Origin of the sequence: Dorea sp. AGR2135, from assembly GCF_000420885.1 — a bacterium.
GTDB lineage: Bacteria > Bacillota > Clostridia > Lachnospirales > Lachnospiraceae > Dorea > Dorea formicigenerans.
In genome coordinates, this window is the sequence record NZ_ATVU01000020.1 from 13028 (window position 1) to 39789 (window position 26762).

Sequence of the window (26762 nt, forward strand, 5' to 3'; positions counted from 1 at the left end):
CACAACATAGACCAGATGTATATGAATCTGCAAAATCACAGACCGCCTGACGCGAGAAAAACAATGCATCAATATTTATTCTTTTTTCCGGACGGTCTGTGCTTCTTCCTTTTCTTTTTTCCAGAACTCTTCTATCTGCTCTGCCATATTTCCAAGGCTGCAGCTTCTTTGGTTTTCCCATTCTCTTGGAAAAGTCTCCTGATACCGCCTGTCGAAAAAGCGATCATCCAGCAACAATATCACTCCTCTGTCCTCGTCTGTTCTTATGACACGTCCGGCTGCCTGAAGTACCTTATTCATTCCCGGATACAGATAAGCATAGTCAAATCCCCTCTGCCCGTGCTGATTGAAATAATCCTTTAAAATCTCCCGTTCTCGACAAACCTGTGGCAGTCCTGTGCCTACAATCACGGCCCCGATCAGCTTATCCTCCGTCAAATCAATTCCTTCTGAAAAGATACCACCCATGACACAAAATCCAATCAGGCTTTCCTTTCTTTCCTCTTCAAATGTATTCAAAAATTCCTCCCTGCCCTTTTCTGACATAGACTGGGATTGTGTCACACAAGTAATTTGATGATCCAAAGCCGGGAAGGCTTCTAACTCTTCCTTTTCCTGAATCTTTTCAAAAGCTTCATAGACATCTTCCAGAAAACGATAAGACGGAAAGAATACCAGATAGTTTCCTTTCTTTCCATTTGCAAGCTTCCACAGATACCTGGCATATCTCTGATACATCTCTTCATTTCTCCGTGTGTACTTTGTACTTACATCTCCTCCAACCATTAGCAGGCGATGCTCTACATCAAATGGGGATTCTGCATAGATTGCATAATCTTCTTTTCCCGTGGAAAGCAGTTTTTTATAATATGTAATTGGCAATAATGTAGCTGAAAAGAAAATTGTGCTGTTTCCCTTTTGCAGAAATTCTCCCAAATTTCCCGCTGGATTGACACAGAACAGATGTACCCGGAATTTCCCTTCCCCATCCAGTTCACTATAAATCACATAATTCTCATCTAACCGCTCATGTATATCCATAAAGCTTCGAATGTGAAAATAAAACTCCAGAACTTCTTCCCGGATATCTTCTTTCTCACATTCTTCCAGAAAACGTTCCAGTTCTGTCATCAGATTTAAAAGCTTGAGGTAAATATGCGATACACTATTTAGAACTTTATATTCTTCGCATTCCCGTTTCATTGCCAGAAGCCCCCGGTTACAATCTTCCAGTCTCTCTGTTAGCTTCTCATCCTCATACCGGACCTTTTTCTTGATTCCAAGAAAATCTTCTTTGCAGATACTGGCACTGTACATCTGCCTGCCCCGTTCCACCAGATTATGTGCTTCATCAATTAAAAACAGATAATCGCCTTTATTTCCTTCTCCGAAAAATCTGCGCAAATGCGCCTGTGGGTCAAATACATAATTATAATCGCAGATAATTGCATCAACCCAGACCGCCACATCCAAACTCATCTCATACGGACACACCTTCCATTTTCTTGCCTGTTCCTCTAGTATCTCCCGGTTCAGTTCATCAGAAGATGTCAGAAGTTCATAGACTGCATCGTTCACCCGGTCAAAATGTCCTTTCGCATAAGGGCAATGATCTGGATTACAATTTGTCTCTTCACAAAAGCAAATTTTATCTTTTGCTGTCAGAACAATTACTTTCATGCGAAGCGCCTGTTCCCGTAATGTCTCAAATGCCTGCCAGGCTACTGTTCTTGTGATCGTCTTCGCTGTCAGATAAAATATCTTATCACCCAATCCCTCTCCTACTGCTTTCACTGCCGGAAATAATGTTGCGATCGTCTTTCCAACTCCGGTCGGTGCCTGAATAAACAGCTTCTTTTTTCTAAGTATCGTCCGATATACCGATGTTACCAGGTTCTTCTGCCCTTCTCTGTATGCAAATGGAAATTCCACATCCTTGATCGACTTATCTCTCTTTTTCTTCCACTGAATCTGATATCTCGCCCACTTTTCATACTTTCCGATCAGCTCATAAAACCACCGTTCCAAATCTTCGAATATGTAACCACTCTGAAAACGCTTTATCTCCTCTGTCTCCATATTACAGTAAGTCATCTGCACACCAATTTCCGGCAGATTATGAGATGCCGCATAAATATACGCATAACACATTGCCTGTGCAAGATGTACCGGTACCGGCTCTTTAATCTGATTCAGTTCTCTTAACACACCTTTAATTTCATCAATGACAATTCCTTCCGGAAGCTCAATAATTCCATCTGCTCTTCCTTCCAGTTTCAGCGTAAAATCTTTACACGGAATCTCATATTTTAGTGAAATCTCTGCATGATAATCCGGACCCATCTGCTTTTGAATCTTCCTGTGGATTCTGCTTCCAAGCTGCATAGTATCTTTATCTGTCGACGCTATTCGATTGTCTATATCTCCCGCACGAAGTATAAATTCCACCAGATTTCGCACAGAAATGCGAATCACAGGCTGTTCAAGATCCATTGTGTTTCTTCCTTTCCCTGACACTTCTTGTAAACGCCCATATTATAACACATAAATATAAAATATTTTAAAGTAATTTTACACCTCGCCTGCCATCTCAGTCATCTCCGGCCGATATCTGAGTGGAAGATGCTGCATCTGACTTCTTGGATTCTCCCTGGATTCAATAGATATTGTCCTGCAAAAAGCAGTCCACAGACTTGCATACATCTGTTCATTTTCCGATATATGCCCCAGCCTCTCCTCCTGAATCCGTTCATTTTCTACCAATACCCATTCCCTTCCCGCCTCATGCACTGCATACATATGATGTGTCTTATCATGGATCAGCCAGTTTTCCTGTGGAAGCCGGTTAGCAAAATGTGGAGCAATACAAGTCAGTATCCTGTTCTTTGGTGCAATCCCTCCATACAAAATCCCGCCAGACAACTCCCGAAATCTCAAAAATCCTTTATAATTATGGGCTTCACTTCCTACCTTCCTGCTCAGTTCAAATACACGTTCCACTTGTGGGTGGCTCAAATGTTCCATAACCTTTTTACTGTCACGAAGCCTTCTTGCAGCCAGCATTGTCCCATAAATTGCATCTGCCTTATCCCTATCCGAAGCAAGAGATGCATGCCAGATATCAGCATAAGCCTGTCCTCCCAGATGTTTTCGGATCAATCGTTCTACTGCCTGTTCCTTGTGAAGATTCTCCTCCACCAACATGTACTCACAAAAAAGCTCCTGTTCTAACATTCCCTTTATTGCAATCCCACACTCTTTTTCTTCTCTTCCTTCTTTCCATGCATCATAAATTGCAGAAAATATTCCTGTGATCGTATCATTACACACATAAATCTTTTTCATAGAAATTCTCACGGAACCTGACATCATCAAATAATGAAAGCTGTCTGTAACCGAGATTTCTCACCTCCTGTGGCAGTTTTTCTCTGGAATCCAGAAGATTTCTGGCTATGGATTCCTCTTCTATCCTGAGCGGATACATGGTCTTCCCATTACAGGTAATAAAATACACCGCCCGTTTCAGTACTACTCCAAGTTTCTTAAGATCTGCAAAATCCAGCATTCCAAGTCTTCTCGCTTTCACAATTCTTGTTGCTGATTTATATCCAAGACCCGGTACACGGAGCAGCATCTCATAGTCTGCCCTGTTGATCTCCACAGGAAAATACTCCAGATGCTTCAGCGCCCAGTTACACTTCGGATCAAACAGAACATTAAAATTAGGTTCCTCCTCCGACAGTAATTCATCTGCCTGAAAATGATAATAACGAAGCAGCCAGTCTGCCTGATAGAGCCGATGTTCCCGGAGAAGCGGCGGTCCGTCATCTGTCCTTGCCGGAAGTGCTTTATCTTCATTCACATGTACGAATGCAGAATAAAACACTCGTTTCAATTCAAACTTCTTATACAGACTCTCTGTCACCTTCATAATCTGATAATCCGATTCCAAAGTTGCTCCGATAATCATCTGGGTACTCTGCCCTGCCGGTACAAATCTCGGTGCCTGACGGTATAATGACAGTTCACGGCTATTTTCATTCCTCCCTTCTTGGATGAGCCTCATCGGTGCGAGGATATTCTTTCTGGATTTATGCGGTGCCAATAGTTTCAATCCTTCTGCTGTCGGAAGTTCCAGATTCACACTCATTCTGTCCGCCAGAAATCCTGCTTTTTGGATCAGTTCCTGACTTGCTCCCGGAATGGCTTTCACATGGATATATCCCTGAAAATTACACTCTTTTCTCAGCTTATAAAGTGTTGCACAGATTAACTCCATCGTATAATCCGGACTTACCAGAATGCCGGAACTTAAAAATAGTCCTTCAATATAATTTCTCCGATAGAATTCCATTGTAAGCGTACAAACTTCATCAGGTGTAAAAGAAGTCCTCACTACATCATTACTTCTTCTGTTCACGCAGTACTTACAGTCAAAAATGCATTCATTCGTAAACAGGATTTTTAAAAGTGAAATACATCTGCCATCTGCAGAAAAACTGTGGCAGATTCCACACTGTGTACAGTTTCCCATTCCGGAACCATCACCTTTTCTCTTCGTTCCACTGGAAGTACACGCCACATCATACTTTGCTGCATCCGATAAAATATTTAATTTTTCATAGATAGACATGGAATTCTGTATCTTCATATTCTTTCCTGCTTTCCTAATATCATAATGCGAACATCTGTTCTGTTTTTATTATAAGAACATTTGTTCGATTTGTCAATTTATATTTTAACGATGCCAGGGTCAAAAGGTCTTTCATCCACATGAGCTTGCTCATAAGTGGATGAAAGACCTTGGGGCCCGCCCCAATATGAGCCTAAAAGTGGGATGACAATCCCACGATATGCGAATAATTGGGAGGATTGTGGGAGTGCAAAGCACGAAACAATCCGTAGGCATCATAGTTGGAGCTTTTGGTACCAACATTATTTTAATTACATGAAATTAGGATAAAAAAAGAATAACCAACTGATATCTTTCTTCTCACATATCAGTCGGTTACTCTTTCTTTTATTGTTACATGAAGTACATCTCTGCACTCTTATTAGCAAATATTTTTCAAAATATTCCTTGTAATCTTCTTATATTTTATTTACTGCATCTGCCAGGTACTCATTCGAAACTTCATAGAACTTCTCATTCTCTACCATCTCAGAAAGAGCCGGATCAATCGGCATCTTACCAAGAACCGGAATACCTAACTCAGCTGCCACTTCATCGATATGGCTTTCTCCAAATACGGAAATCTTCTTTCCACAATCCGGGCAAGTCAGATAACTGTAATTCTCTACGATTCCGAGCACTGGAATATTCATCTGTCTTACCATCTTGTAAGCTTTCTCTACGATCATACGCACAAGATCCTGTGGAGATGTTACGATCACTGCTCCATTCACCGGAAGAGACTGGAATACTGTAAGTGGAACATCACCAGTTCCAGGCGGCATATCTACAAAGAGATAATCCAGATCTCCCCAGATAACATCTGTCCAGAACTGAGTTACAACACTTGTAATAATCGGTGCTCTCCAGATTACCGGATCCGATTCATTCGGTAAAAGCAGGTTGACAGACATAATCTTTGTTCCGTCTTTTGCAATCTCCGGAAAGATTCCATCATCGCTTCCTTTTGCTGTATCATGGATTCCATACATCTTCGGAATAGACGGTCCTGTAATATCTGCATCCAGAATTCCTACAGAAAATCCTTGTTCTCTCATCATTCTTGCCAATGATGCAGTTACCATCGATTTTCCGACTCCGCCCTTTCCACTGACAACTGCGATCACATTACGAATGTGTGATTTTGCATTCGCCGGTTTATGAAAATCCTGCGGTTTACTGTTACAAGTCCCTGCATGTGCACACCCCTGGCAATCGGATGGTGAGCATCCTTTCTGATTCTCTGACATAACTAAAACTTCCTTTCTGGCCTCTTTTACTCTTCTACTGCTGCGATTACTTCAATCTCGCAGAGTGCTCCCTTAGGGAGATCTTTCACTGCAAAACAGCTTCTTGCCGGTTTTGATGTGAAATATTTTGCATAAACTTCATTGAATGCTCCGAAATCAGCAATGTCAGCCAGGAAACATGTTGTTTTAAGTACATGCTCATAATCTGTACCTGCTGCTTTTAAAATCTCTCCTACATTCTTGCAAGACCACTCAGCCTGCTCTTCGATTGTATCTCCGCCAAGATTTCCTGTCTCAGGATTGATTCCAAGCTGTCCGGATGTATAAAGAACTCCGTTATTAACATATGCCTGTGAATATGGTCCGATTGCTGCCGGTGCTTTTTCTGTTGCGATTACTTTCATAATCCTATACCTCTCTTTCATTATTCTGAAACTGCTCTGTATTTCTGAGCTCTGAATCTATTGTACTACCTTTTCAGGTAATTTATCAACCTTGAATTCCCTTTAATCTTTGCTTTTACCCCCTTTTTCACAGCTTTAAATTTCCAGGTTATTCCTCGTGACATCTTTGAGCCATTTGTAACTGTGGTACCTCTTTAGCGTAAGCGGTAATTTCACCAGCTCATCACTCATCAGAAGTATATAAACGACCGGTACACTTGCGTGTAAGAAAAATGCTGCGACTGCACCCAGCAATATAGAAAATCCCCACATCGTCGACACATCCAGAATTAATCCGAATCTCGTATCTCCTCCTGAACGAAATACACCTACTACCAATGTTGTATTGACTGCCTGTGCAATGACAAAATAAGACATGACGCCAAACATCATATAAAGATATTCTTTTGCCTCAGGCGATAATACAAGAAATGTATTTGCAATCGGAGCACAGATTAAAATTACACATGCACCACAACAACCCATAATAAGTGCCAGCCGAATAAATCTTTTTGCATAAGCCTTCGCATAATCGAATTTGCGCTCCCCGATCGTCTTACCTAGATAGACGGCTGTCGCATTTGCAATTCCAAATACAACGACCTGGGCAAGCTGTCTCGCTACTTGTGCAACTGAATTTGATGCAACCGCCGCACTCCCAAGATGACCGATGACAGCAGTATTCGCAGAGACTCCAAGTCCCCACATCATTTCATTTAACACAACCGGCATGGCATAGATTAGATAATCTTTTGCAAGTACCCTGTCAATCTGTATCATAAATCGAGGACGAATTTTCACATCCCGATTCATGAAATGTGCATAAATAAGCACGATCAATGTCTCTGTCATTCTGGCACATAATGTGCCGATTGCAGCTCCTTGAATTCCAAGTGCCGGAAATCCCAAAAGTCCAAAAATCAAAATTGTATTCATAATTGCATTGACAACCAAAGACATAAAATATACAAAAGTAGCAATCATCACCCGTTCAATACTTCTCATAATATTCAGATAAACCTGCGTTACCGCTATGAAAAGATAAGATATTCCAACAATCCGTAAGTATTTCACTCCCTCTGCAATTACTTCCGGATCCGATGTAAAAATACGCATCAAAGGGCCCGGAATAGTCAAGGCCAATGTCATAAAAATTACCGCAATTGCAAGTGAGATTGTAAGTCCCATACCAAGAATCTTCTCAATAGTTCTGATATCTTTCTTTCCCCAGTACTGCGCTGTCAGTACTGTTGCTCCAGATGTGATGCCGAAAAAAATCAGCATCATAATAAACTGGATCTGTCCTGCCAGCGAAGAACCAGACAACACTTTTTCTCCCACTCTTCCAAGCATCATAACATCAACTGCAGTCACTCCGACGTTGATCAGATTCTGGAGCGCCATTGGAATAATTAAGGCAAATACATTTCTGTAAAATGCATGCCAGTCAATATTTAGATTATCTGTGGTTTGCCTTTTTATAAATCTCATATAACTCTTTTTCCCCCATTTTCTGGAAAGCGCCCACTTTCATGGTATCCCCTGCAGTCGCCTTGCCAGCCATTTCTTTTAATACTTCATCCGGCTGTACACCCATTTTTCATATCTCCCAGACAAGTCGGCATATGCAAAGACCGGAAGAATTCTTCGGTTTTCTCAATCGTTGCCACAGACGTTTTTTCATCATTTTCCTCATCCATGTTCCATACTTTTCTTCCGTAATTTGCAAATCTTGCCTCATCCAGATGATAGACATATCTCGCCCAGCTTCCCCAGACTGCAGATAATGTTGCACCGTGGGCTTCGTCAAATTTTGCACCAAGCTGATGTCCCAGCTTATGGCACAGAAAATCCTTTGGTCTTCCAAGTCCGGTAATTCCGTTATAGGAAATACTTCCGCACCACATGATTTCACTCATAGCATCATAATCTTCTTCCAGAACTCCCAAATATCTGTGCCCGGATTTGCAGCACCTATCGCAATTCCTTTTGCTGTATCGATTGCACTTCCACCGCCATATACAAGAAATACCTTCGTTATCCCAAATTCACTGACCAGCTTTCCAGCTTCCTTCTGTGTGGCTTTTCCAAATACAACTTTCGTTGGGGTATACTGTACAAAACTCTGCATCATCAATTTCTCCTTCTTTTTTTCTATATTTTTCATCCACAGCTGCAATTCTGATATTGCCAATGATTTTATGTGCAATTTCTGAGATAAAAAACTGCAAGCTGTGTACGGTCTCTTAAATTCAATTTATCCAAAATCCCACTGATATAATTTCGGATCGTTCCCTCGCTTAAAAACATTTCCCCTGCAATTTCTTTATTGCTCTTTCCGTCTGCCACAAGCTTCATAACAGCGCGTTCTTTTTCTGTAATCTCATAAGTCTCATAATCAAAAGCACTCTTTCGCTCTAAAAGTTCCGGCAGTCTGGATATGATCTGAGTTCCGAACACCGTCTGCCCCGTGCACACTGCCCGGATTGCCGGCAGAATACTTGCATAATCCTGTTTTAAAAGATATCCTTTCACACCACATTTCAACGCTTTTACAATATACTCGTCATCAGAAAATGTTGTAAGGAGCAATATCTTTGCCTCTGGTTTTTCTTTTAAAATCTCTTCCGATGCCTCCAGACCGCTCATTGGACTCATGCGGATATCCATCAGCAACACATCCGGCTCATATTTCCGGTAAAGTTCTATAGCTTCCTTCCCATTTGAGGCAATGCCCTGAACTTCTATATCCTGATCTTTTTCCAGAATCGTCCTAAGTGCCCCTGATACAAGCATATCATCATCTGCAATCACGATTCTCATTTTAAGATACCTCCTTGGGAATCGTAATAAAAATACGAAATCCCTCTTTTCTTACAATTTGCATCATGCCTCCAAGCATCCGGACGCGGTCGCTCATATTGCGAAGTCCCATACCCTGTCCAGACTGATATTCTCTGGATACAGCTTTTACTCCGCCACTTTGTATTGGTTCTTTCACAGTCCCATTATCCTCCACGATCAGCTGATAAAGCGCTGGGTGCTCCCGCATGACTATCTTCACTTTACTTGCATCACTGTGCCTTACAATATTGTGAAGTGCCTCTTTTACAATTGCGATAAAGCCGTATTTAATCTCTCTTGGAACATCATATCCCATATCATAAGATAAATCTACCGGGCAAAATGTAAACTCTCCCACCAGTTCTTCCGTCACTTCTCTCAGATTCACAGAATCATCATGAAGGTCATGGACACTCTCCCGCACACTGGTCATGGCTGTATTCAACGACTCCTCCAATTGTTCAATGGAAGAGGACAGTTTTTTGTCTTCATTTACACTCTTCATTGCACCCACTATAAGGATGCATCTTGATAGCAAATGTCCCACATTGTCATGAATTTCTCTTGCAATGCGATTCCGCTCCTGAAGTGTTGCCGTATAAATTTCATAGTCCTGCTTCTCAATCAGGCTGCGATTCTTTTCTTGTAAAAGCAGATTCCTTTCCTTACTGTCATCACGGGTTTTCCGGTATTCCTGTTCCAACTCCTCATAAGCCTCTTCTTTTAACTTCAACACAAGCGACAGTAAAATTCCAACTATCAAAAGATACATTTGTCCATGACTTAGATTCACATTCCCTGACGCACCTGTAAATATCCCTCCTGCCACAGCGAGTATCATGATACCCCGTTTCTCTTTCGTCCAGAATCCATAAAAAAGAACCGGCAGGAATTCACAGATTCCCACACAGTACCAACTTCCGGCTAAAATACATATTAACAGAACATACCTTTCCCAGTCATCTTTTAAGAACATCTGCATGCCAATACAGATCAATGACACCAGAAAGCCCACCACAAAATTCAAGTCAGCCGGCGAAAGCAACAAAAAAAGAAAACTATATAAAATTAACAGAAGCTGCCCTGTCATTCTTCTCATATTTGTTCTCTCCTAACTTTTCTAAAAAGCAAAACATGACATTTGTCACATCGTTTTATGACGTCTGCCACTAACATTATAAGCATAAGACATTTATAATTACAAGTAAGAAATATGCAAGTCTCAAAACTAAGAACTGGAGGAATTTCCTATGATTCATATTGAAAATCTTGTAAAAAGATATGGTGATCTGATCGCACTGGATCACCTGAACCTGGACATTAAAGAAGGTGAGATCTTTGGACTTCTGGGACCAAACGGCTCCGGAAAATCCACCGCGATCGGCTGTATGCTGGCGTTGTTGAAATATGACAAAGGTACGATTCAGATTTTTGGCAAAAACATGACCCCGGACAGTTACGATATCAAAAAAGAGATTGGTGTTGTCATGCAAAATGTGGCTGTGTTTCATCAGATGAGTGTCCGTGAAAATGTAGACTATTTCTGTGGTCTGTATGTAACTGACAAACAAAAGCGTAAAAAGCTGGTGGACGAAGCACTGGATTTTGTTGGACTTACGGAATATGCAAAAAAACGTCCCGGAAAATTGTCCGGCGGTCTTCTTAGAAGACTCAACATTGCCTGCGGTATTGCCCACAAGCCAAAGCTTATCATCATGGACGAACCAACGGTAGCTGTCGATCCACAGAGCCGGAATCGGATCCTGGAAGGAATCTTAGAACTGAACCGTCAGGGATCTACAATCATTTATACTTCCCATTATATGGAAGAAGTTGAACAGATCTGCAGCCGTATTGCAATCATTGATCATGGCCATGTACTTGCGACCGGAACATGTGAAGAGCTGAAAAATATGATCAAAACCGGTGAGACGATCACCATCGAAGCTATAAACCTAAATCCGGAAACACTCTCTGAAATCCGTACGATGCCAAATGTATTTGAACTGACCTATGAAGAACAGGTATTAAAAATCCGCCTAAGTGGAGGGAAACACAATCTGATCAGCCTCTTAAAATACCTGGGTGATCACAACATTTCTTTCGGGCGCGTATTTTCAGAACTTCCAACACTCAACGATGTCTTCTTGGAAATCACGGGAAAAGAACTTCGGGACTAAGGAGGAATTTTTATGTGTCATTTAATAAAATATCGTTTTTTACAGATTACAAGGAATCGGCCTATGATGTTCTGGGCACTTGCATTCCCAATGATTCTCGGCACACTGTTCTACATTTCCTTTGGAAATATCGGCATATCTGCCACCGGAGACTCCGACTGGGATCCGGTACCCGTTGCTGTTATCAATAAGCTTGAAACGAAGTCATCCGGTACATTTTTTGCAGATTTCCTTGACGCCATGAACGGTAGCGTTCTAGATATTCAAGACGTAAAGAATGAAAAAGACGCGAAAAAGAAACTGGAAAATGATGAGATTCTTGGAATCTACTATGTAAAAGAGACCCCGTCTCTTACAATCACAAAAAATGGAGTCAGCCAAAGTATTCTGACTTCTCTTTTAAATACTTATAACCAGAATGCACATCTGTTCAAAGAGATTGCCAGAACTCATCCGAAGCGTCTGACTGATGCTGTTGCTTCCTTGCAGACGAATGGCAGTTTCATCACGGAAAAAAGTGTCGGTGGAAAAACATTAAATCCGACTGTATTGTATTTCTTCGCCCTGATTGCCTATGCTTGTATGTCCGGTGCATATCTAAGTATCGAAGCAGTACGTGATACCCAGGCGAACTTAAGTCCCTTAGGAGCCAGACGAAGTATCACCCCTTACCGAAAACAATTTCTTATTTTTATTGATATGTTGGTGCTGATTTTTATACATTTCATAAATGTAATGATTCTGACTTTTTATTTGAACTGTATTCTTGACATTGACCTGGGAAATAATTATCTGGCTATCCTTGCCACGAATTTTATGGGAAGTCTCATCGGAATCTGCCTGGGACTCATGATCGGCTGCATCGGAAAACTTACATTTTCAGCAAAAATCGGCATCTGTACCTCCACAACTTTACTGACCGGTTTTTTGTCTGGTCTGATGTTTGGCAATATGAAAGATGTAATAGAACAGAATGCCCCCATTCTGAACCGTATCAATCCGGCGGCTGTTTTAAGTGATGCTTACTATTGCATCAGTGTCTACAATGACACGTTACGATACCAGAGATGTATGATTACTCTGCTGATCATGAGTATTCTTTTCCTTGGTATTGCATTCTTAGGAGTAAGGAGGGAACGTTATGACAGTATTTAAAGGATTTTTGACAATTACAAAAAGAAATCTCGGATATGTTTTCATGTATATTATCATTTTTCTCACAATTACAATTGCTGTACAAAAAAGTGAACTTACAGATACCGATAAAATGTTTGAACAGACAAAACTCGACATTGCAGTCATTGACCATGACAAAAGTCCGGTGTCCGAAGCCCTGACCGATTATCTGGCTTCCCGGCACAATCTGATTGATATTCCGGATACCAAAACTGCCATTCAGGATAACCTGTTCTACCGGCACGTCTATTATGTATTGACGATTCCAAAAGATTTCACTCAAAGCTGTAAAAGCAAAACTGCAAGTCTTACCGTCACAAAAGTTCCGGGCAGTACAAGTGGTTACTATGTAGACAGTCAGGTCAATGCATGGGTTCAGGAAATGCATATGCTTCTTGCCTCCGGTTATTCAGCCGAAGATGCCACTGTAATGCTTAAGGAGGCTATGACAGAAGAATCTCATGTAACGATGCTGGATCAGAACGGATATGGTGGAAATATTCCGATGCACGCATACATGTATCAGTATATGCCTTACATTATTCTGTCCATTCTATGCTATGTCATTATAACAATCATGATGTCATTCAACAATCCAGAAGTCCGCTCACGAATACTGTGTACTTCCATTTCCAGCCGGAAGTACAACCTGCAGCTTGCGCTCGGCTGCACAGTCATCGGACTTGCCGTCTGGTTTTTATGCACACTCCTTCCAATCATATTGTATGGAAAAACATTTCTGGCAGATACAAATCTTACATACTATCTGATCAACAGCTTTATGATGGCTCTGTCCGCACTAAGCCTGGCATTCTTTGTCTCCACATTTACAGACAAAGAACAACTGATCAGTGCAGTCGTCAATGTGGTCAGCCTTGGAATGTCCTTCCTGTGCGGAGTCTTCGTCAGTATGGATATCCTCGGAAAAAGTGTACAGAAAATTGCCCAGTTTCTTCCGGTCTACTGGTACGAAGTTGCAAATAACCTGTTGAAAAGCCACAACACATTCAGTGGAACACAGATTCACACCCTGTACACCTGCTACGGCATCCAACTCCTCTTCGCCCTCGCATTCTTAAGTCTCGCCCTCATTGCAGGCCGTATGAGAAGACAAACTGCTTAGTGGGTGATTCATTTTTCTGACACAACGGGAAGAAGCCCCTGATGAACTTAATCATCAAAGGCTTCTTTTACTTTATCCATAAATCCTTTTTTCTTCTTTTCCGGCTTTTCTTTCTCACCGTCATTTTTTCCTGCCTGATTTAGTGTATTTCCCGCCAGTTCATCGAACTTACGAAGTGCTTCTTTTGCCTCATGGCTCAACTTCTCCGGTGTCTGGATCACCAGTGTTACATAGTGATCACCGCGAACCTGCGGATTACGAAGTGATGGAACACCCTTTCCTTTCAAGCGTACTTTCGTATCTGTCTTAGTACCTGGTTTCACATTGTAGATAACTTCTCCATCTACTGTCTTGATGCGGATATCTGCACCAAGTGCTGCCTGTGCAAAGGAAATCGGAACCGTTGAGAAAATGTGTACATCCTGACGCTGAAAAATTGGGTGTCTGGATACTGTGACCTGCACAAGAAGATCTCCTCTTGGTCCGCCATTCACTCCCGGTTCACCTTTATCACGAATTCTTACACTCTGTCCGTCATCAATTCCTGCCGGAATCTTGACAGAAATCTTCTTCTTACTGGAAATATATCCTGTACCGGCACAATCCGGACATTTCTCACGAATAATCTTACCAGTTCCGTGACAATCCGGACAAGTCTGTACATTCTGTACCATCCCAAACAGTGACTGCTGGCTGTATACAACCTGACCTTTTCCGCCGCACTTTGAGCATGTCTCCGGAGTCGTTCCTGGTTTTGCACCTGTTCCATTACATTTTGGGCACGGATCCTTTAAAATTACATCAATCTTCTTCTCACATCCAAATACTGCTTCTTCAAATGAAATTCTTACTGCCTTACGGATGCTTGCACCCTTCATCGGTCCCTGGCTGCGGTTTCTGCTTCTTCCACCACCAAATATGTCACCAAAGATATCACCAAATATGTCACTGAAATCAGCTCCATTAAAATCAAAGCCGCCATATCCGCCGGCTCCTCCTGCTCCTCCTTCAAATGCTGCATGACCAAACTGATCATACTGACGTCTCTTTTCAGGGTCGCTAAGTATAGCATATGCTTCCGAAGCTTCTTTAAACTTCCTCTCCGCCTCTGCATCTCCCGGATTCATATCCGGATGATACTTTTTGGCAACTTTACGATATGCCTTTTTCAAAGTCGCTTCATCGACATCCTTACTGACGCCGAGAACCTCATAGTAATCTCTCTTTGCTTCTGCCATTACTTTCTCTCCTTAACAAAAGGAAGTTCCGCGAAACCTGACCTCCTTAAAATTCAGTCACATTCCGCGGAACAGCCTTCGCATTCGATGCGGTATTATTCCGCCTTTTTATGCTTTAGACTTCTTTATAATCTCCGTCTACTACATCGTCTCCCTGGAATCCATCCGGTGCCGGTCCTGCCTCTGGTCCTGCCTGAGCACCTGCTCCCTGTGCTCCCTGTGCAGCTGCTCCTGCCTGCTCATACATCTTTGTGAACAGTTTCTGAGCACTTTCAGAAAGCTTCTCTTTACCAGCTTTAATCTCAGCAATCTGAGCGTCTGTAATATCGTCCATATTTACTTTTTCAAGAATCTCTTTCAGTGCTTTGCAGTCAACCTCTACACCAGCTTTATCGTTAGCATCCAGTTTATCTCCAACTTCCTGGATAGCTTTCTCTGTCTGGAACACTAAAGCGTCTGCCTCATTCTTTGTATCGATTCCCTCTTTACGTTTCTTATCTTGAGCCTCAAATGCTGCAGCCTCTTTTACAGCCTTATCAATCTCATCATCAGACATGTTAGATCCTGCTGTGATTGTGATGTGCTGCTCTTTACCTGTTCCAAGGTCTTTTGCAGATACATTTACGATACCATTGGCATCGATATCGAATGTAACCTCAATCTGCGGTACTCCTCTTGGAGCTGGTGCGATTCCATCAAGCTGGAATCTTCCGAGAGACTTGTTGTCTTTTGCGAACTGTCTCTCACCCTGTACAACATTGATGTCAACAGCTGTCTGGTTATCTGCTGCTGTTGAGAAAATCTGGCTCTTCTTTGTAGGAATTGTTGTATTTCTCTCGATCAGTCTTGTAGCAACTCCACCCATAGTCTCGATAGACAGTGACAATGGTGTTACATCAAGAAGAAGGATATCTCCAGCGCCTGTATCTCCGGCAAGTTTACCACCCTGAACAGATGCTCCAAGTGCTACACATTCATCTGGGTTCAGAGATTTGCTTGGCTCTTTACCTGTCAGACGTTTTACCTCTTCCTGTACAGCAGGGATACGTGTTGATCCGCCAACAAGAAGTACCTGACCAAGTTCAGATGCTGTAATTCCTGCATCAGACAGAGCTCTCTGTACCGGCTCAGATGTCTTCATAACAAGATCATGTGTCAGTTCATCGAATTTAGCTCTTGTAAGATTCATATCAAAATGCTTCGGTCCTTCAGCAGTTGCTGTGATGAACGGAAGGTTGATGTTTGTTGTTGTTGCGGAAGACAGCTCTTTTTTCGCTTTCTCTGCAGCTTCTTTTAATCTCTGAAGTGCCATCTTATCTGTAGATAAGTCAACGCCTTCCTGTTTCTTGAACTCAGCAATCATGTAGTCTGTAATCTTCTGATCGAAATCATCTCCACCAAGTCTGTTGTTACCTGCTGTTGATAATACTTCGATAACTCCATCACCAATCTCAATAACAGATACATCAAATGTACCACCACCAAGGTCATATACCATGATCTTCTGCTCATTCTCATTGTCAAGTCCATAAGCAAGTGCTGCTGCTGTAGGCTCATTGATGATACGTTTTACATCAAGTCCTGCAATCTTACCAGCATCTTTTGTTGCCTGACGCTGAGCATCGTTGAAGTAAGCAGGTACTGTGATAACAGCCTCTGTTACTTTCTCTCCTAAGTATCCTTCTGCATCTGCTTTCAATTTCTGAAGGATCATAGCTGAAATCTCCTGTGGAGAATATTTCTTATCATCGATTGTTACTCTGTAATCAGATCCCATCTCTCTCTTAATAGAAGAGATTGTTCTCTCTGCATTTGTAACTGCCTGACGTTTTGCAGGCTCACCAACAAGACGCTCACCTGTCTTTGTAAATGCTACAACTGATGGTGTTGTTCTTGCTCCTTCTGTATTTGCGATAACTGTTGGCTGTCCACCTTCCATAACGGCTACACAGCTGTTTGTTGTTCCTAAGTCAATACCAATAATTTTGCCCATAATCTATTCCTCCTTAATTTGCTACCTTTACCATACTGTGTCTCACTACTGAGTCACGATACATATAACCTTTCTGGAACTCTTCTGCGACTTCATTCTCTCCGAAGTTTTCATCTTCCACATGCATCACTGCATTATGGAAATTCGGATCGAACTGATTGCCAAGTGCCTCTATCGGCTTAACCTCAACGCTCTCCAGAACTGTCATAAATTGTTTGTAGACCTTTTCCATTCCCTGAATGAACGGGTCTTCTTTTTTCTCTTCCGGAACTGCATCTAATCCTCTTTCGAAGTTATCTACCACCGGGAGAATCTTCTCTATGATATCTTTCGCTCCTACTTCGTACATCTGGGATTTTTCCTTTTCTGTACGTTTGCGGAAGTTATCAAACTCTGCCATCTGACGAGTAAGTCTGTCTGTCAGTTCTTCAATCTTCTCGTCCTTTTTGTCTTTCTTATCCTTCTTGCCGAAGAATTTTTTTGAAGCTTTTTCTTCTGTCTGATCCTCTGTCCCTGCTTCCTGTTCTTCAGAAACTTCTTCTGTCTTGGCTTCTTCTGCTTCATCTTTTGAAGCTTCTGCTTCTTTCTTTGCCTCTTCTACGGCTTCTTTTACCATATCTTCCTGACTTTTCTTTTCTTTATCTTCCAAGGATCAATTCCACCTTTCTATTCCTCTTTATGAAACATCTGATCCAGTTCACTCTGGAGACGCTTCATTGACTTTAACACATTCTCATAATCCATTCTTTTCGGTCCGATAATACCTATCGTTCCCTTTACACCGTCCCCTAATTCATAAGTGGCGGTGACAACACTGCAATCTTTCATAGTCTTCACCGGAGCCTCATCTCCGATATATACCTGAATGCCTGTGTTCTCTTCATTGGATAAGGTCTGCGTAACGAGATCTGTAAGCTGCTGCTTTTCTTCGAATGCACTGATAATTTCCTGCGCACTCTGCTTATCACTGAGTTCCGGATATTTAAAAATATTTGTTGCACCGCTTGTGTAGATCTGCATGTCTTCATCGACCTGAATAACATCTGCGACTGCATCCAATACATTCCCCACAACCTCGCTGTGGATTCCGGCTCCTTCTTTCAGTCTCGCGATCAGTCCAAGATTAATCTCTTCTATAGACATGCCATTAAGTGTTGTGTTCAGAAGCATGTTGAGTTTTAACAAGTTCTCATTGTTGATTGGCTCATCTACATGTATAATCTTATTCTTGATCACATTTCCATCAAGCACGATCACTGCAATCATCTGTTCCTCATCAACCATCGTAAGCTGTATGAACTTAATCCGGTTGCGATTGTTCATCGGTGAAGAAACCAGTGTCGCATAGTTTGTACTGTTCGCCAGAACTTTTGCTGCCTGTTTCAAAAGCTGATCCATCTTATCTGCTTTCTCAAGCATCTGTTCCTGCATCTCACTTAGTTCCTGTTCTTTCTGCTCCATCAGCATATCTACATAGAGTCTGTAGCCTTTATCCGAAGGAATACGTCCGGCAGACGTATGAGGCTGTAAAATATATCCAAGTTCTTCCAGATCCGCCATCTCATTACGAATGGTTGCTGAACTTAAGTTCAGATCCGTGTACTTGGAAATTGTTCTGGAACCCACCGGCTCGCCTGTCTCCAGATAATTCTTAATGATTGCCTGAAGGATCTTTAATTTTCGTTCGCTCAGTTCCTGTTCCTGAATCATCATATGCCTCCTTCTTTCGGATTTGTTAGCACTCATTATATTGGAGTGCTAACACCTTTCGACTATTAATGTATCACTCGATTTGACTTTTGTCAACAACATTTCTTACTTTTTTTGTGAAATAAATATGAAAAAAAATAATCTTTCCATTATACGAAAGAAACTGACAGATGCAATTGGGAAAAATTGCATCTGTCAGTTTCTTTATTACAGATTTAAATTCTTTTGTTTTCAGCTACTTTGATTTTTTATATTAGCTTAACTCGATCTTCTCTGCCTCTTCTGGCTTGAAGTCGTTCTGTAAATCGTAGATGTTGTGTCCTGTAGACTCGCTCAGAACCCTTCCTTTGTAAGAATAGCAGCGGATAAATCTCTGCTTGTCAATGCTTGACCAGTGCTCAACATCCCATGTCAGATATCCATCTGCATCAGATTTCTCTCCTTTAAGATAAACATCTACCTGACGTCCAGATACCATGATGTCAACAAGACCCTGTGTTCCGTCTACTTCTACTTCTGTTTTGTTTACTGAATCGTATACCTTCATTTTATTTTTCCTCCTGATAATAACATACACTCTGGCGCCACATTTCTGACGACAGTACAGATTCTGCTTCGATTATACGTTTTCTCTATAAAAAATTCAAGCTTTTCTATGAATTCTTCTTTAAAAACTCCATCCATTCTTTTATTTCTTTTTCATGTCCATTGTCACTCGGCTCATAAAACTTTGCTTTTTGGATTTCGGAAGGCATGTATTGCTGTTCCACATAGTGGTTCGGATAATCATGTGCATACTTGTAACCCACACCATGTCCAAGTTTTTGTGAACCCTTATAATGAGCATCCTGCAAATGCGCCGGCACCGTAGTTTTATAATTTCTTACGTTTTCCATAGCGGCACTGATTGCTTTGACTGCTGCATTACTCTTTGGTGCTGTTGCCACATATGTCACTGCCTGAGATAAAATGATCTGCGATTCCGGCATTCCGATCCGCTCTACTGCCTGGGCTGCTGACACAGCCACTTGTAGCGCCATCGGATCTGCATTTCCAACATCTTCCGATGCACAGATCATGATCCTTCTGGCAATAAATTTCACGTCCTCCCCTGCATATAGCATTTTTGCAAGATAATATACTGCCGCATCAGGGTCTGACCCCCTCATACTTTTGATAAATGCAGAGATTGTATCGTAATGATTGTCTCCTGTCTTGTCATAGCGCACTACACGTTTTTGAATGCACTCGGACGCCACGTCAAGTGTAATATGGATCTTTCCGTCCGCACTTCGCTCTGTCGTGAGAATCCCGAGTTCAATAGCATTCAATGCATTTCTCGCATCTCCTCCTGCAATGTCTGCAAGGAACTCCAGTGCTTCCTCGTCAATTTCCGCATGATAGCTTCCCATACCTTTTTCCTGATCATAGACTGCCCGCTTCAAAAGTGTTTTGATATCTTCTTTTTCAAGCGGATGAAGTTCAAAGATACTGGAACGGGAAATTAATGCTCCATTGACCTCAAAATAAGGATTCTCCGTGGTAGCTCCAATCAGAATAATTGTTCCGTCCTCCACAAATGGAAGCAGATAATCCTGCTGTCCTTTGTTAAAACGATGAATCTCATCTACAAAAAGAATGGTCTTCTTCTGATACATGCCCAGCGTCTCTTTCGCTTTCTGTACCACTTCTTCCATATCTTTCTTGCCCGCCACCGTTGCATTGATCTGGGTGAATTCTGCACTTGTCGTATGGGCAATCACTTTCGCCAGTGTCGTCTTACCGGTTCCCGGCGGCCCATAAAAGATAATAGAACTTAACTTATCTGCTTTGATTGCACGGTACAACAACTTGTCTTTTCCAATAATATGCTGCTGTCCTACCACTTCCTCCAGCGTTGTCGGCCGAAGCCTGGACGCCAGCGGTGCCTCCTGATCCATATTTTTCTGTCTTGCATATTCAAACAAATCCATGCTTTTTCTATCTCCATTCTTCCTGATTTCTTCTGGTTTTCCTTACTCAAGAATCAGTTTATCTACTGTCACAAATTCAAAGCCTTCTGCCTTTAAAAGATCTACGATCCGAAGCGCCGCCTCTACCGAGGATTTATAACAATCATGTAATAAAATAATATCATTCTCCTTCGCCTGCGACACTACTTTATTCACAACTTCATCTGCATTTTCCGTAGTCCAGTCCAAAGGGTCTACCGTCCACATGACAGGTAATACGTCCAGATAATTCTCCAGTTCTCTCTTCCAGACCCCAAAGGGCGGACGGATATACTGCACGCGCTGTCCGGTAATTGCCGCAATCAGCTCATCAGTCTTGTTAATTTCATACATTGCTTCTTCATCAGAAAGTTTCGTAATCTCAACATGATGATACGTGTGATTTCCAATTAAATGTCCTTCTTCATAAATTCGTTTCACAATATCCGGATAGGTCTCAACATTTTCTCCTACTAGAAAAAATGTTGCCTTCACACCTCTCTCTTTTAATCCGTCAAGAAGTGCCGGTGTGCACATACTGGGTCCGTCATCAAATGTAATGGCAATCTGAGGCAGCTCTGTCTGTATCTGCTCATTCAAAATCCGGGATATTGTTTCCCGTGTTTCTGACTCCATTTGCAGATTTGAATCTCGTCTGTTCGTTTTTGATTCTTTCTTATTAATATCAATTGTTTGCATTGTTTTCATAGAAATTCCTGAAACATTTAAAACAACTATCATTGCCAGACACGCTGTAAGAATCTGTATCACTTTTTTTAATTTCCATTCTTTCATAATAAAGAGACCTGTTACCTTTGCACTACCAGTCTCTTTATATATATGAAATCCTGCGCTTTATTATTTTTTCTTTTTCACCTTTTTCTTCTTTTTCACACTGTAGCCAAATGTTCCAAGTGATTTTCCAAGATCAAAATATTCCCCGTGGGAATATGCCAGAAGTCCTGTTTTGTTCAGTGCAAATTTTCCATTATCCTGCATGAACCGGTCATCCACCTGCACGCCGGTCACTTTTGCAAGAAACATGTGGTGTGAACCCAACTCTTCGACTTTCACGACCTGACACTCAATATTGACTGGGCTTTCCTCAATTATCGGAGCATAGATAAGTGTCTGAGCATTTCCGCGAGTCAGATGCATTTCACTCCATTTGTCCACATCTCTTCCTGAACGCACCCCGCACCAATCCGTCGCTTTTACCAGATCTTTTGTCGTCAGATTCACTACAAATTCTCCGCTTTCCCTAATCAAATGATAAGAATATCTCGTCGGACGCACGGATATATATAACATTGCCGGATTTGTACAGATTGTCCCTGTCCATGCAATTGTAATGATATTGTCATGCCCTTCTTTGTCCGCACAACTTACCATAACCGCTGGGAGCGGATACACCATATTCCCCGGTTTCCATAATTCTTTTCCCATAGTACGCTATCCTTTCTACATCTGCTGCATGGTCTCGACCAGCACTGGTATCAGCTGTTTCTTTCTGGACACAACTCCTTTTAATATCAGACTCTTTGCATTATCCGGAAGATCAAATGCGCTGAGGGCAATTCCTCTCGCACCGGTTCCCACACACAAAAGCTCCGTGGATTCTGCCAGAATATCTGTCAGCATAAAATAAATCATATTCAGGTTATGTGCTTCCAGTACCTTTGGCAAATGCTCCGTCATCATATCGCGAATAGCTGCCAGTTCTTCTTTGCTCATGGACGTGATCTGTCCTACACCAAATATCGTGTCGTTGACTGTAAACTGCTTGAAATCCTGGAAACAGATATCCTCTGCACTCTTGCCTTTCAAGTTGCTTCCTGCATTGAACATTTCCTGCGCCATCTGCTCCAGGTCAATATCTGAAATTTTTGCCAGTTTTTTCGCAGTCCTTTCATCTAACGGCGTACAGGTCGGTGAACGGAACAATAATGTATCCGAAATAATTGCGCCACATAAAAGCCCGGCAATCTCTCTTGGAACTTCGATCTCATTCTCCTCATACATCTGGTTAATAATCGTCGCCGTGCATCCCACTGGCTGATTACGGAACGTAATCGGGCTGACTGTCTCGATATCTCCAAGTCTGTGATGATCAATAATCTCAATGATTTCTGCTTCCTCAATTCCATCAACTGCCTGTGACCGTTCGTTATGATCCACCAGGATTACTTTTTTCTTGCTGGCACCAAGGAAACGACGTCTGGAAATGAATCCTTTAAATCTGCCATGACGATCCAGAATCGGAAAATCGCGGAAACGCTTTTTCGCCATAATATCTTTAATATCATCAACATAATCATTCATCCGGAACATAGTCAGTGGTCCAGAGGTCATATAAAACTTCACCGGAATGCTCTGATTAATCAGTCTTGCTGTCGTAAATGTATCATACGGAGTCTGAATGATCACTATACTCTGTTCTTTTGCCTTCTGAATCAATTTCGGAGAAACTTCTGCATCTTTGCAGATAACCATACAGCTGGCATCAATATTCACGGCACATGCCTGCGCTTCCTCACGATCTCCTAATATCACCAGATCGTCCTTTTCAATAAACTCTTCCATAAGATTCGGACTTGAGGCTCCGATTGCTACTTTTCCTCTCATAAAATACCCATGCTCATTACCTGTTATCATTGTACCGTCCAGTGTCTTGATAATATTCCGATATTGGGTTCTCGCTTTTGATAATATCTCACTATCATACACATCCATATAAGATTTTGCAATATCTCCGGTAGATACAACTCCTACCAGCTCATCATCCTTCACGATTGGCAGTGTCTTTGCCTGCTCCTGCCGCATACGCTCCCATGTATCACGAATGGACGCATTGGGCTTAAGCCCCGGCATCTCGTGAATATCCAGATCTCTCACTTGAAGTCTGACATCTGTAAGAAGCTTAGGAGCCTCTACCCCAAAACGATCCAGTACATAAGCAGTCTCATCATTCACTTGTCCTGCCCGCTTTGCCTCATGAACCTGTCCGGTCACTTTCTGCCTCAGATCTGCATAGGCAATCGCGGAACAGATAGAATCTGTATCCGGATTCTTATGTCCGATCACATAAATCTTTTCTTTTTTCTTTCCCATATATATCACCTTATTATCTTCTTGCTAATTCGAGCAGTCCATATCGGTTTTTCTGATTGCATTCAGCTATACTCATCATTTTTCCAATAATTCGTATATCTCACTCGAACTGTTACTTATTTTCTACAACATATTCTAACATAGTTAATTTTCTTTGTACAAGCAGTTTATTTATGCTATACTAAAAGCAACAATTTTACTGATAGGAAGGAATATACTATGAGCGAAGAATTCAACGAAGAAAATGTAACTATGGCAGATCTGGAAGATCATTTTGATGATGCCAATCCATGGAATGTAGTTCAGTCCTACCTCGAAAAAGGAACTGTGCTCCCTGTAAAAATCGAAGGAATTGTAAATGGCGGTGCTATCGCAATGGTAGAAGGAATCCGTGGATTTATTCCTGCTTCCCGACTTTCTTTATCCTATATCGAAGATCTGGAATCTTATCTGTTAAAAGATATCGAAGTTCAGGTCATTGATGTAGATCAGGCAAATAACCGGCTGGTACTTTCCGCCCGTGAACTTCTCAAAGAAAAAGAGAAAAAAGAGCGTGAAGAAAAAATTGCAAACATCGAAGTAGGAAGCGTTCTTACCGGAACCGTAGAATCCCTCCAGAACTACGGTGCATTTGTACGTCTGGAAGACGGACTTTCCGGACTTGTACACGTTTCCCAGATCAGCCAGAAACGTATCAAATTCCCAAAAGATGTCCTGAATGTAGGTGATGAAGTTCAGGTCAAAGTCATCGGTGTCAAAGATGGCAAGATCAGCCTGAGCATGAAAGCTCTTGAGGAAGCCATCCAGGAGGAGGAAGAAGTTAAGGTTGAGATTCCAAAGAGCGAAGACATCGGAACAAGCCTTGGCGATCTTTTCAAAAACATCCAATTATAAAACTTTTCATTTACTTGTAAAACTAAAAAAGGTCCACCGGACCTTTTTGTCGTATGCTTGGCAACAAAAAAGGAACATTCCCGTAATCTTTATAATTCGGCTATGTTCCTTTTTTTGATCTCTTATTACCTTTATAGACGTTATTTCCCCGCCTCTTTTTCAAGATTCTGTATCCACAATGCTACACACGCATCACTTGGCATTCTCCAGTCGCCTCTCGGAGACAATGCAACCGTTCCGACCTTCGGACCATCCGGCAGACAGGACCTCTTAAACTGCTGTGAAAAGAATCTCCAGCAAAACGTACGAAGCCATTTATAAATTGTTTCGTCGTCATACTCCCCGGCAAAGGAAAGCTTCGCGATCCGGTAAATCTTTCCTGGCTCATATCCCATTCTCAGGAAATAATACAGGAAAAAGTCATGAAGTTCATATGGTCCTACAAGATCTTCTGTCTTCTGCGCGATTTCACCATCTTTTGGCGGCAGAAGTTCCGGGCTTACCGGCGTATCAAGCACATCATAAAGCACTTCTTTCAACGATGAATCTTCACAAGTGTCTGCAAAATAATGAACCAGATGTCTGACCAGCGTCTTTGGCACGGAAGCATTTACTCCGTACATAGACATATGATCTCCATTGTAGGTTGCCCAGCCAAGTGCCAGCTCCGACATATCTCCGGTTCCGATTACAAGTCCTCCCGTTTGATTAGCAATATCCATAAGCACCTGTGTCCGTTCCCTTGCCTGTGAATTCTCATAAGTTACGCTGTGGTCTTGTGGGTCATGTCCAATATCTTTAAAATGCTGCATAACTGCATCACCGATTCTGACTTCTCTGAGAGTTGCTCCGACTTTCAGAGACATTTTACATGCATTCTGATACGTTCTGTCTGTCGTTCCAAAACACGGCATGGTCACTGCCGTAATACCGCTGCGCTCAAGTCCCAGTGCATCAAATGCCTTGGCTGTCACAAGCAGTGCCAATGTAGAATCCAGACCTCCGGATATTCCAACTACTGCACTTTTTGCATGAGTATGTGCAAGCCGCTTTTTCAGTCCCATCGCCTGAATTGTTAAAATCTCCTCACAGCGCTTTGCTCTCTCCTGATCATCACGAGGAACGAATGGTCTGGACGGAAATGTTCTTGTAAGAATAGTTTCTGTCTGTTCTAATCCAAACGAAATCCTCGGAAGTACATGTTCCTGTGTCTCTGTAAATGTCGTATTTTTTCTGCGTTCATTCGCAATTTTCTGTACATCAAATTCTGTATAAATAATCCCGTTCGAAAATCTCTTCGCCTCTGCCAGAATCGTTCCATTTTCCGCGATCAGATTATGTCCGCCAAATACAAGATCTGTAGTCGATTCACCTTCTCCTGCGTTGGCATAGATATACCCGCTGATCAGCCTTGCAGACTGCCCGGAAATTAATGCCTCCCGGTAAGAAGCCTTTCCAATCGTCTCATCACTGGCCGAACAGTTGACGATCACAGTCGCTCCCTCTCTTGCCGCCTCAATGCTCGGTGGAACCGGTGACCACACGTCCTCACAGATTTCTGCTGACACGATCAGATTAGCCATCTGATTTTCCACAAATAAAAGCTGCGGTCCAAATGGAATCTCTTTTCCGCCAAACAGAATTTTCTCTGCTTTTTTCGGTCCCGGACGGAACTGGCGCATCTCATAGAATTCCCCATAATTGGGCAGAAAGCTCTTCGTTGTGAAACCTAATATATTTCCATGGTTCAAAGCTGCTGCTACATTATAAAGTTCCCCGCCAACTGCAATAGGGACTCCCACAAACACAAGCGCATCCAGATTTTTTGTATGTTCTGCAATTTTTACAAGTGCTTTTTTCGCACTATTTAATAAAATATCCTGAAGGAAAAGATCACTGCATGTATATCCTGTAATACAAAGCTCCGGAAATACAATAATCTTGGCACCTGCTTCTGCTGCCTCATCCATCTGCTTTATAATCTGCCCTTTATTGTAATCCACATCCGCTACCCGGATATCCGGTGTTGCTGCCGCGACTTTTATAAAACCATGTCTCATAATCTTCCTCCATATAAATTTACATCTAATATCTTATAATGAATTGCGGTCATAAATTGACCGCAATTCTATCTCTC

General features: G+C 41.9%; 25 protein-coding genes. 4 read left to right on the top strand and 21 right to left on the bottom strand.

Features of this window, described 5'->3' with window-relative positions; translation table 11 throughout:
* Positions 1–75: 75 nt before the first annotated feature.
* The 11 genes from G593_RS0112350 to G593_RS0112395 form a co-directional block, all read right to left on the bottom strand.
* Entirely contained in the window at positions 76–2493 is a 2418-nt protein-coding gene (locus G593_RS0112350; RefSeq protein WP_029731880.1) for an ATP-dependent DNA helicase, read from the bottom strand.
* A 78-nt stretch (positions 2494–2571) separates the two neighbouring features.
* Positions 2572–3345 (bottom strand): TIGR03915 family putative DNA repair protein, encoded by a 774-nt coding sequence (locus tag G593_RS0112355; protein ID WP_029731881.1) that lies wholly within the window; start codon positions 3343–3345, stop codon positions 2572–2574.
* A complete protein-coding gene (locus G593_RS0112360; RefSeq protein WP_022279829.1) occupies positions 3323–4651 on the bottom strand; it encodes a putative DNA modification/repair radical SAM protein in 1329 nt (442 codons plus the stop codon). Before G593_RS0112360 ends, G593_RS0112355 begins: the two co-directional genes overlap by 23 nt.
* Positions 4652–5091: 440 nt before the next feature.
* On the bottom strand, positions 5092–5922 hold the full coding sequence (locus tag G593_RS0112365) for an Mrp/NBP35 family ATP-binding protein (protein ID WP_005331498.1): 831 nt from the start codon (positions 5920–5922) through the stop codon (positions 5092–5094).
* A 26-nt stretch (positions 5923–5948) separates the two neighbouring features.
* Positions 5949–6326, bottom strand: coding sequence for a RidA family protein (locus G593_RS0112370; protein ID WP_005339187.1), 378 nt, complete (start codon positions 6324–6326; stop codon positions 5949–5951).
* Between the two features lie 135 nt (positions 6327–6461).
* Positions 6462–7856, bottom strand: a complete 1395-nt coding sequence (locus G593_RS0112375; protein ID WP_029731882.1) for an MATE family efflux transporter — start codon at positions 7854–7856, stop codon at positions 6462–6464.
* Entirely contained in the window at positions 7825–7962 is a 138-nt protein-coding gene (locus G593_RS20180; RefSeq protein ID WP_155961812.1) for a hypothetical protein, read from the bottom strand. Before G593_RS20180 ends, G593_RS0112375 begins: the two co-directional genes overlap by 32 nt.
* On the bottom strand, positions 7943–8284 hold the full coding sequence (locus G593_RS18635; protein ID WP_049946488.1) for an iron-containing alcohol dehydrogenase: 342 nt from the start codon (positions 8282–8284) through the stop codon (positions 7943–7945). The genes G593_RS20180 and G593_RS18635 overlap by 20 nt, the downstream gene beginning before the upstream one ends.
* Entirely contained in the window at positions 8281–8496 is a 216-nt protein-coding gene (locus tag G593_RS20845) for a hypothetical protein (protein ID WP_242827089.1), read from the bottom strand. Before G593_RS20845 ends, G593_RS18635 begins: the two co-directional genes overlap by 4 nt.
* Positions 8497–8564: 68 nt before the next feature.
* Positions 8565–9188, bottom strand: a complete 624-nt coding sequence (locus G593_RS0112390; RefSeq protein ID WP_005339183.1) for a response regulator transcription factor — start codon at positions 9186–9188, stop codon at positions 8565–8567.
* A 1-nt stretch (position 9189) separates the two neighbouring features.
* The gene (locus G593_RS0112395) at positions 9190–10308 is read right to left on the bottom strand and encodes a sensor histidine kinase (protein ID WP_029731884.1); all 1119 of its coding nucleotides are present in this window, start codon (positions 10306–10308) and stop codon (positions 9190–9192) included.
* Between the two features lie 151 nt (positions 10309–10459).
* On the opposite strand from G593_RS0112395, the gene G593_RS0112400 reads away from it, so the two are divergent.
* The 3 genes from G593_RS0112400 to G593_RS0112410 are packed head-to-tail and all read left to right on the top strand — an operon-like array spanning position 10460 to position 13688.
* Positions 10460–11389, top strand: coding sequence for an ABC transporter ATP-binding protein (locus G593_RS0112400; protein WP_029731885.1), 930 nt, complete (start codon positions 10460–10462; stop codon positions 11387–11389).
* A gap of 12 nt (positions 11390–11401) precedes the next feature.
* Positions 11402–12544 (top strand): ABC transporter permease, encoded by a 1143-nt coding sequence (locus G593_RS0112405; protein WP_029731886.1) that lies wholly within the window; start codon positions 11402–11404, stop codon positions 12542–12544.
* Positions 12531–13688, top strand: a complete 1158-nt coding sequence (locus G593_RS0112410; RefSeq protein WP_029731887.1) for an ABC transporter permease — start codon at positions 12531–12533, stop codon at positions 13686–13688. The genes G593_RS0112405 and G593_RS0112410 overlap by 14 nt, the downstream gene beginning before the upstream one ends.
* Before the next feature lie 47 nt (positions 13689–13735).
* Here the strand turns inward: G593_RS0112410 and dnaJ are convergent, their stop codons facing one another.
* The 9 genes from dnaJ to G593_RS0112460 all read right to left on the bottom strand — a co-directional run bounded on the left by dnaJ (position 13736) and on the right by G593_RS0112460 (position 23731).
* Positions 13736–14926 (bottom strand): molecular chaperone DnaJ, encoded by a 1191-nt coding sequence (gene dnaJ / locus G593_RS0112415; RefSeq protein WP_022279819.1) that lies wholly within the window; start codon positions 14924–14926, stop codon positions 13736–13738.
* A 115-nt stretch (positions 14927–15041) separates the two neighbouring features.
* A complete protein-coding gene (gene dnaK, locus G593_RS0112420; protein WP_029731888.1) occupies positions 15042–16919 on the bottom strand; it encodes a molecular chaperone DnaK in 1878 nt (625 codons plus the stop codon).
* A 13-nt stretch (positions 16920–16932) separates the two neighbouring features.
* Positions 16933–17535, bottom strand: coding sequence for a nucleotide exchange factor GrpE (gene grpE / locus G593_RS0112425; protein WP_173789658.1), 603 nt, complete (start codon positions 17533–17535; stop codon positions 16933–16935).
* A gap of 50 nt (positions 17536–17585) precedes the next feature.
* The gene (gene hrcA / locus G593_RS0112430; protein ID WP_005339161.1) at positions 17586–18629 is read right to left on the bottom strand and encodes a heat-inducible transcriptional repressor HrcA; all 1044 of its coding nucleotides are present in this window, start codon (positions 18627–18629) and stop codon (positions 17586–17588) included.
* Between the two features lie 253 nt (positions 18630–18882).
* Positions 18883–19176: a hypothetical protein gene (locus G593_RS0112435; protein WP_005339159.1), complete on the bottom strand. Its 294-nt coding sequence runs from the start codon at positions 19174–19176 to the stop codon at positions 18883–18885.
* Positions 19177–19282: 106 nt separating this feature from the next.
* The gene (locus G593_RS0112445; protein ID WP_029731889.1) at positions 19283–20602 is read right to left on the bottom strand and encodes a replication-associated recombination protein A; all 1320 of its coding nucleotides are present in this window, start codon (positions 20600–20602) and stop codon (positions 19283–19285) included.
* Between the two features lie 42 nt (positions 20603–20644).
* Positions 20645–21415: a polysaccharide deacetylase family protein gene (locus G593_RS0112450; protein ID WP_005339155.1), complete on the bottom strand. Its 771-nt coding sequence runs from the start codon at positions 21413–21415 to the stop codon at positions 20645–20647.
* Positions 21416–21478: 63 nt separating this feature from the next.
* Positions 21479–22066, bottom strand: coding sequence for a flavin reductase family protein (locus G593_RS0112455; RefSeq protein WP_005331528.1), 588 nt, complete (start codon positions 22064–22066; stop codon positions 21479–21481).
* 15 nt (positions 22067–22081) lie between these two features.
* The gene (locus G593_RS0112460) at positions 22082–23731 is read right to left on the bottom strand and encodes a putative manganese-dependent inorganic diphosphatase (protein ID WP_029731890.1); all 1650 of its coding nucleotides are present in this window, start codon (positions 23729–23731) and stop codon (positions 22082–22084) included.
* 219 nt (positions 23732–23950) lie between these two features.
* Between G593_RS0112460 and G593_RS0112465 the strand changes: the two genes are divergently transcribed.
* A complete protein-coding gene (locus G593_RS0112465) occupies positions 23951–24625 on the top strand; it encodes a S1 RNA-binding domain-containing protein (protein ID WP_029731891.1) in 675 nt (224 codons plus the stop codon).
* Positions 24626–24765: 140 nt separating this feature from the next.
* Here the strand turns inward: G593_RS0112465 and G593_RS0112470 are convergent, their stop codons facing one another.
* Positions 24766–26685 (bottom strand): NAD(+) synthase, encoded by a 1920-nt coding sequence (locus tag G593_RS0112470; RefSeq protein ID WP_029731892.1) that lies wholly within the window; start codon positions 26683–26685, stop codon positions 24766–24768.
* Between the last annotated feature and the right edge of the window lie 77 nt (positions 26686–26762).

Coding starts and splice junctions, on each gene's coding strand:
- G593_RS0112370 (WP_005339187.1), bottom strand. CDS start 6,326: ATGAAAGTAATCGCAACAGAAAAAGCACCGGCAGCAATCGGACCATAT.
- G593_RS0112410 (WP_029731887.1), top strand. CDS start 12,531: ATGACAGTATTTAAAGGATTTTTGACAATTACAAAAAGAAATCTCGGA.
- G593_RS0112470 (WP_029731892.1), bottom strand. CDS start 26,685: ATGAGACATGGTTTTATAAAAGTCGCGGCAGCAACACCGGATATCCGG.
- G593_RS0112435 (WP_005339159.1), bottom strand. CDS start 19,176: ATGAAGGTATACGATTCAGTAAACAAAACAGAAGTAGAAGTAGACGGA.
- G593_RS0112365 (WP_005331498.1), bottom strand. CDS start 5,922: ATGTCAGAGAATCAGAAAGGATGCTCACCATCCGATTGCCAGGGGTGT.
- G593_RS0112460 (WP_029731890.1), bottom strand. CDS start 23,731: ATGGGAAAGAAAAAAGAAAAGATTTATGTGATCGGACATAAGAATCCG.
- G593_RS0112395 (WP_029731884.1), bottom strand. CDS start 10,308: ATGAGAAGAATGACAGGGCAGCTTCTGTTAATTTTATATAGTTTTCTT.
- G593_RS0112350 (WP_029731880.1), bottom strand. CDS start 2,493: ATGGATCTTGAACAGCCTGTGATTCGCATTTCTGTGCGAAATCTGGTG.
- grpE (WP_173789658.1), bottom strand. CDS start 17,535: ATGGTAAAAGAAGCCGTAGAAGAGGCAAAGAAAGAAGCAGAAGCTTCA.
- G593_RS0112375 (WP_029731882.1), bottom strand. CDS start 7,856: ATGAGATTTATAAAAAGGCAAACCACAGATAATCTAAATATTGACTGG.
- dnaJ (WP_022279819.1), bottom strand. CDS start 14,926: ATGGCAGAAGCAAAGAGAGATTACTATGAGGTTCTCGGCGTCAGTAAG.
- G593_RS0112455 (WP_005331528.1), bottom strand. CDS start 22,066: ATGGGAAAAGAATTATGGAAACCGGGGAATATGGTGTATCCGCTCCCA.
- dnaK (WP_029731888.1), bottom strand. CDS start 16,919: ATGGGCAAAATTATTGGTATTGACTTAGGAACAACAAACAGCTGTGTA.
- G593_RS0112450 (WP_005339155.1), bottom strand. CDS start 21,415: ATGAAAGAATGGAAATTAAAAAAAGTGATACAGATTCTTACAGCGTGT.
- G593_RS0112360 (WP_022279829.1), bottom strand. CDS start 4,651: ATGAAGATACAGAATTCCATGTCTATCTATGAAAAATTAAATATTTTA.
- G593_RS0112400 (WP_029731885.1), top strand. CDS start 10,460: ATGATTCATATTGAAAATCTTGTAAAAAGATATGGTGATCTGATCGCA.
- G593_RS0112390 (WP_005339183.1), bottom strand. CDS start 9,188: ATGAGAATCGTGATTGCAGATGATGATATGCTTGTATCAGGGGCACTT.
- hrcA (WP_005339161.1), bottom strand. CDS start 18,629: ATGATTCAGGAACAGGAACTGAGCGAACGAAAATTAAAGATCCTTCAG.
- G593_RS0112465 (WP_029731891.1), top strand. CDS start 23,951: ATGAGCGAAGAATTCAACGAAGAAAATGTAACTATGGCAGATCTGGAA.
- G593_RS20845 (WP_242827089.1), bottom strand. CDS start 8,496: ATGCAGAGTTTTGTACAGTATACCCCAACGAAAGTTGTATTTGGAAAA.
- G593_RS0112355 (WP_029731881.1), bottom strand. CDS start 3,345: ATGAAAAAGATTTATGTGTGTAATGATACGATCACAGGAATATTTTCT.
- G593_RS20180 (WP_155961812.1), bottom strand. CDS start 7,962: ATGGGTGTACAGCCGGATGAAGTATTAAAAGAAATGGCTGGCAAGGCG.
- G593_RS0112445 (WP_029731889.1), bottom strand. CDS start 20,602: ATGGATTTGTTTGAATATGCAAGACAGAAAAATATGGATCAGGAGGCA.
- G593_RS0112405 (WP_029731886.1), top strand. CDS start 11,402: ATGTGTCATTTAATAAAATATCGTTTTTTACAGATTACAAGGAATCGG.
- G593_RS18635 (WP_049946488.1), bottom strand. CDS start 8,284: ATGAGTGAAATCATGTGGTGCGGAAGTATTTCCTATAACGGAATTACC.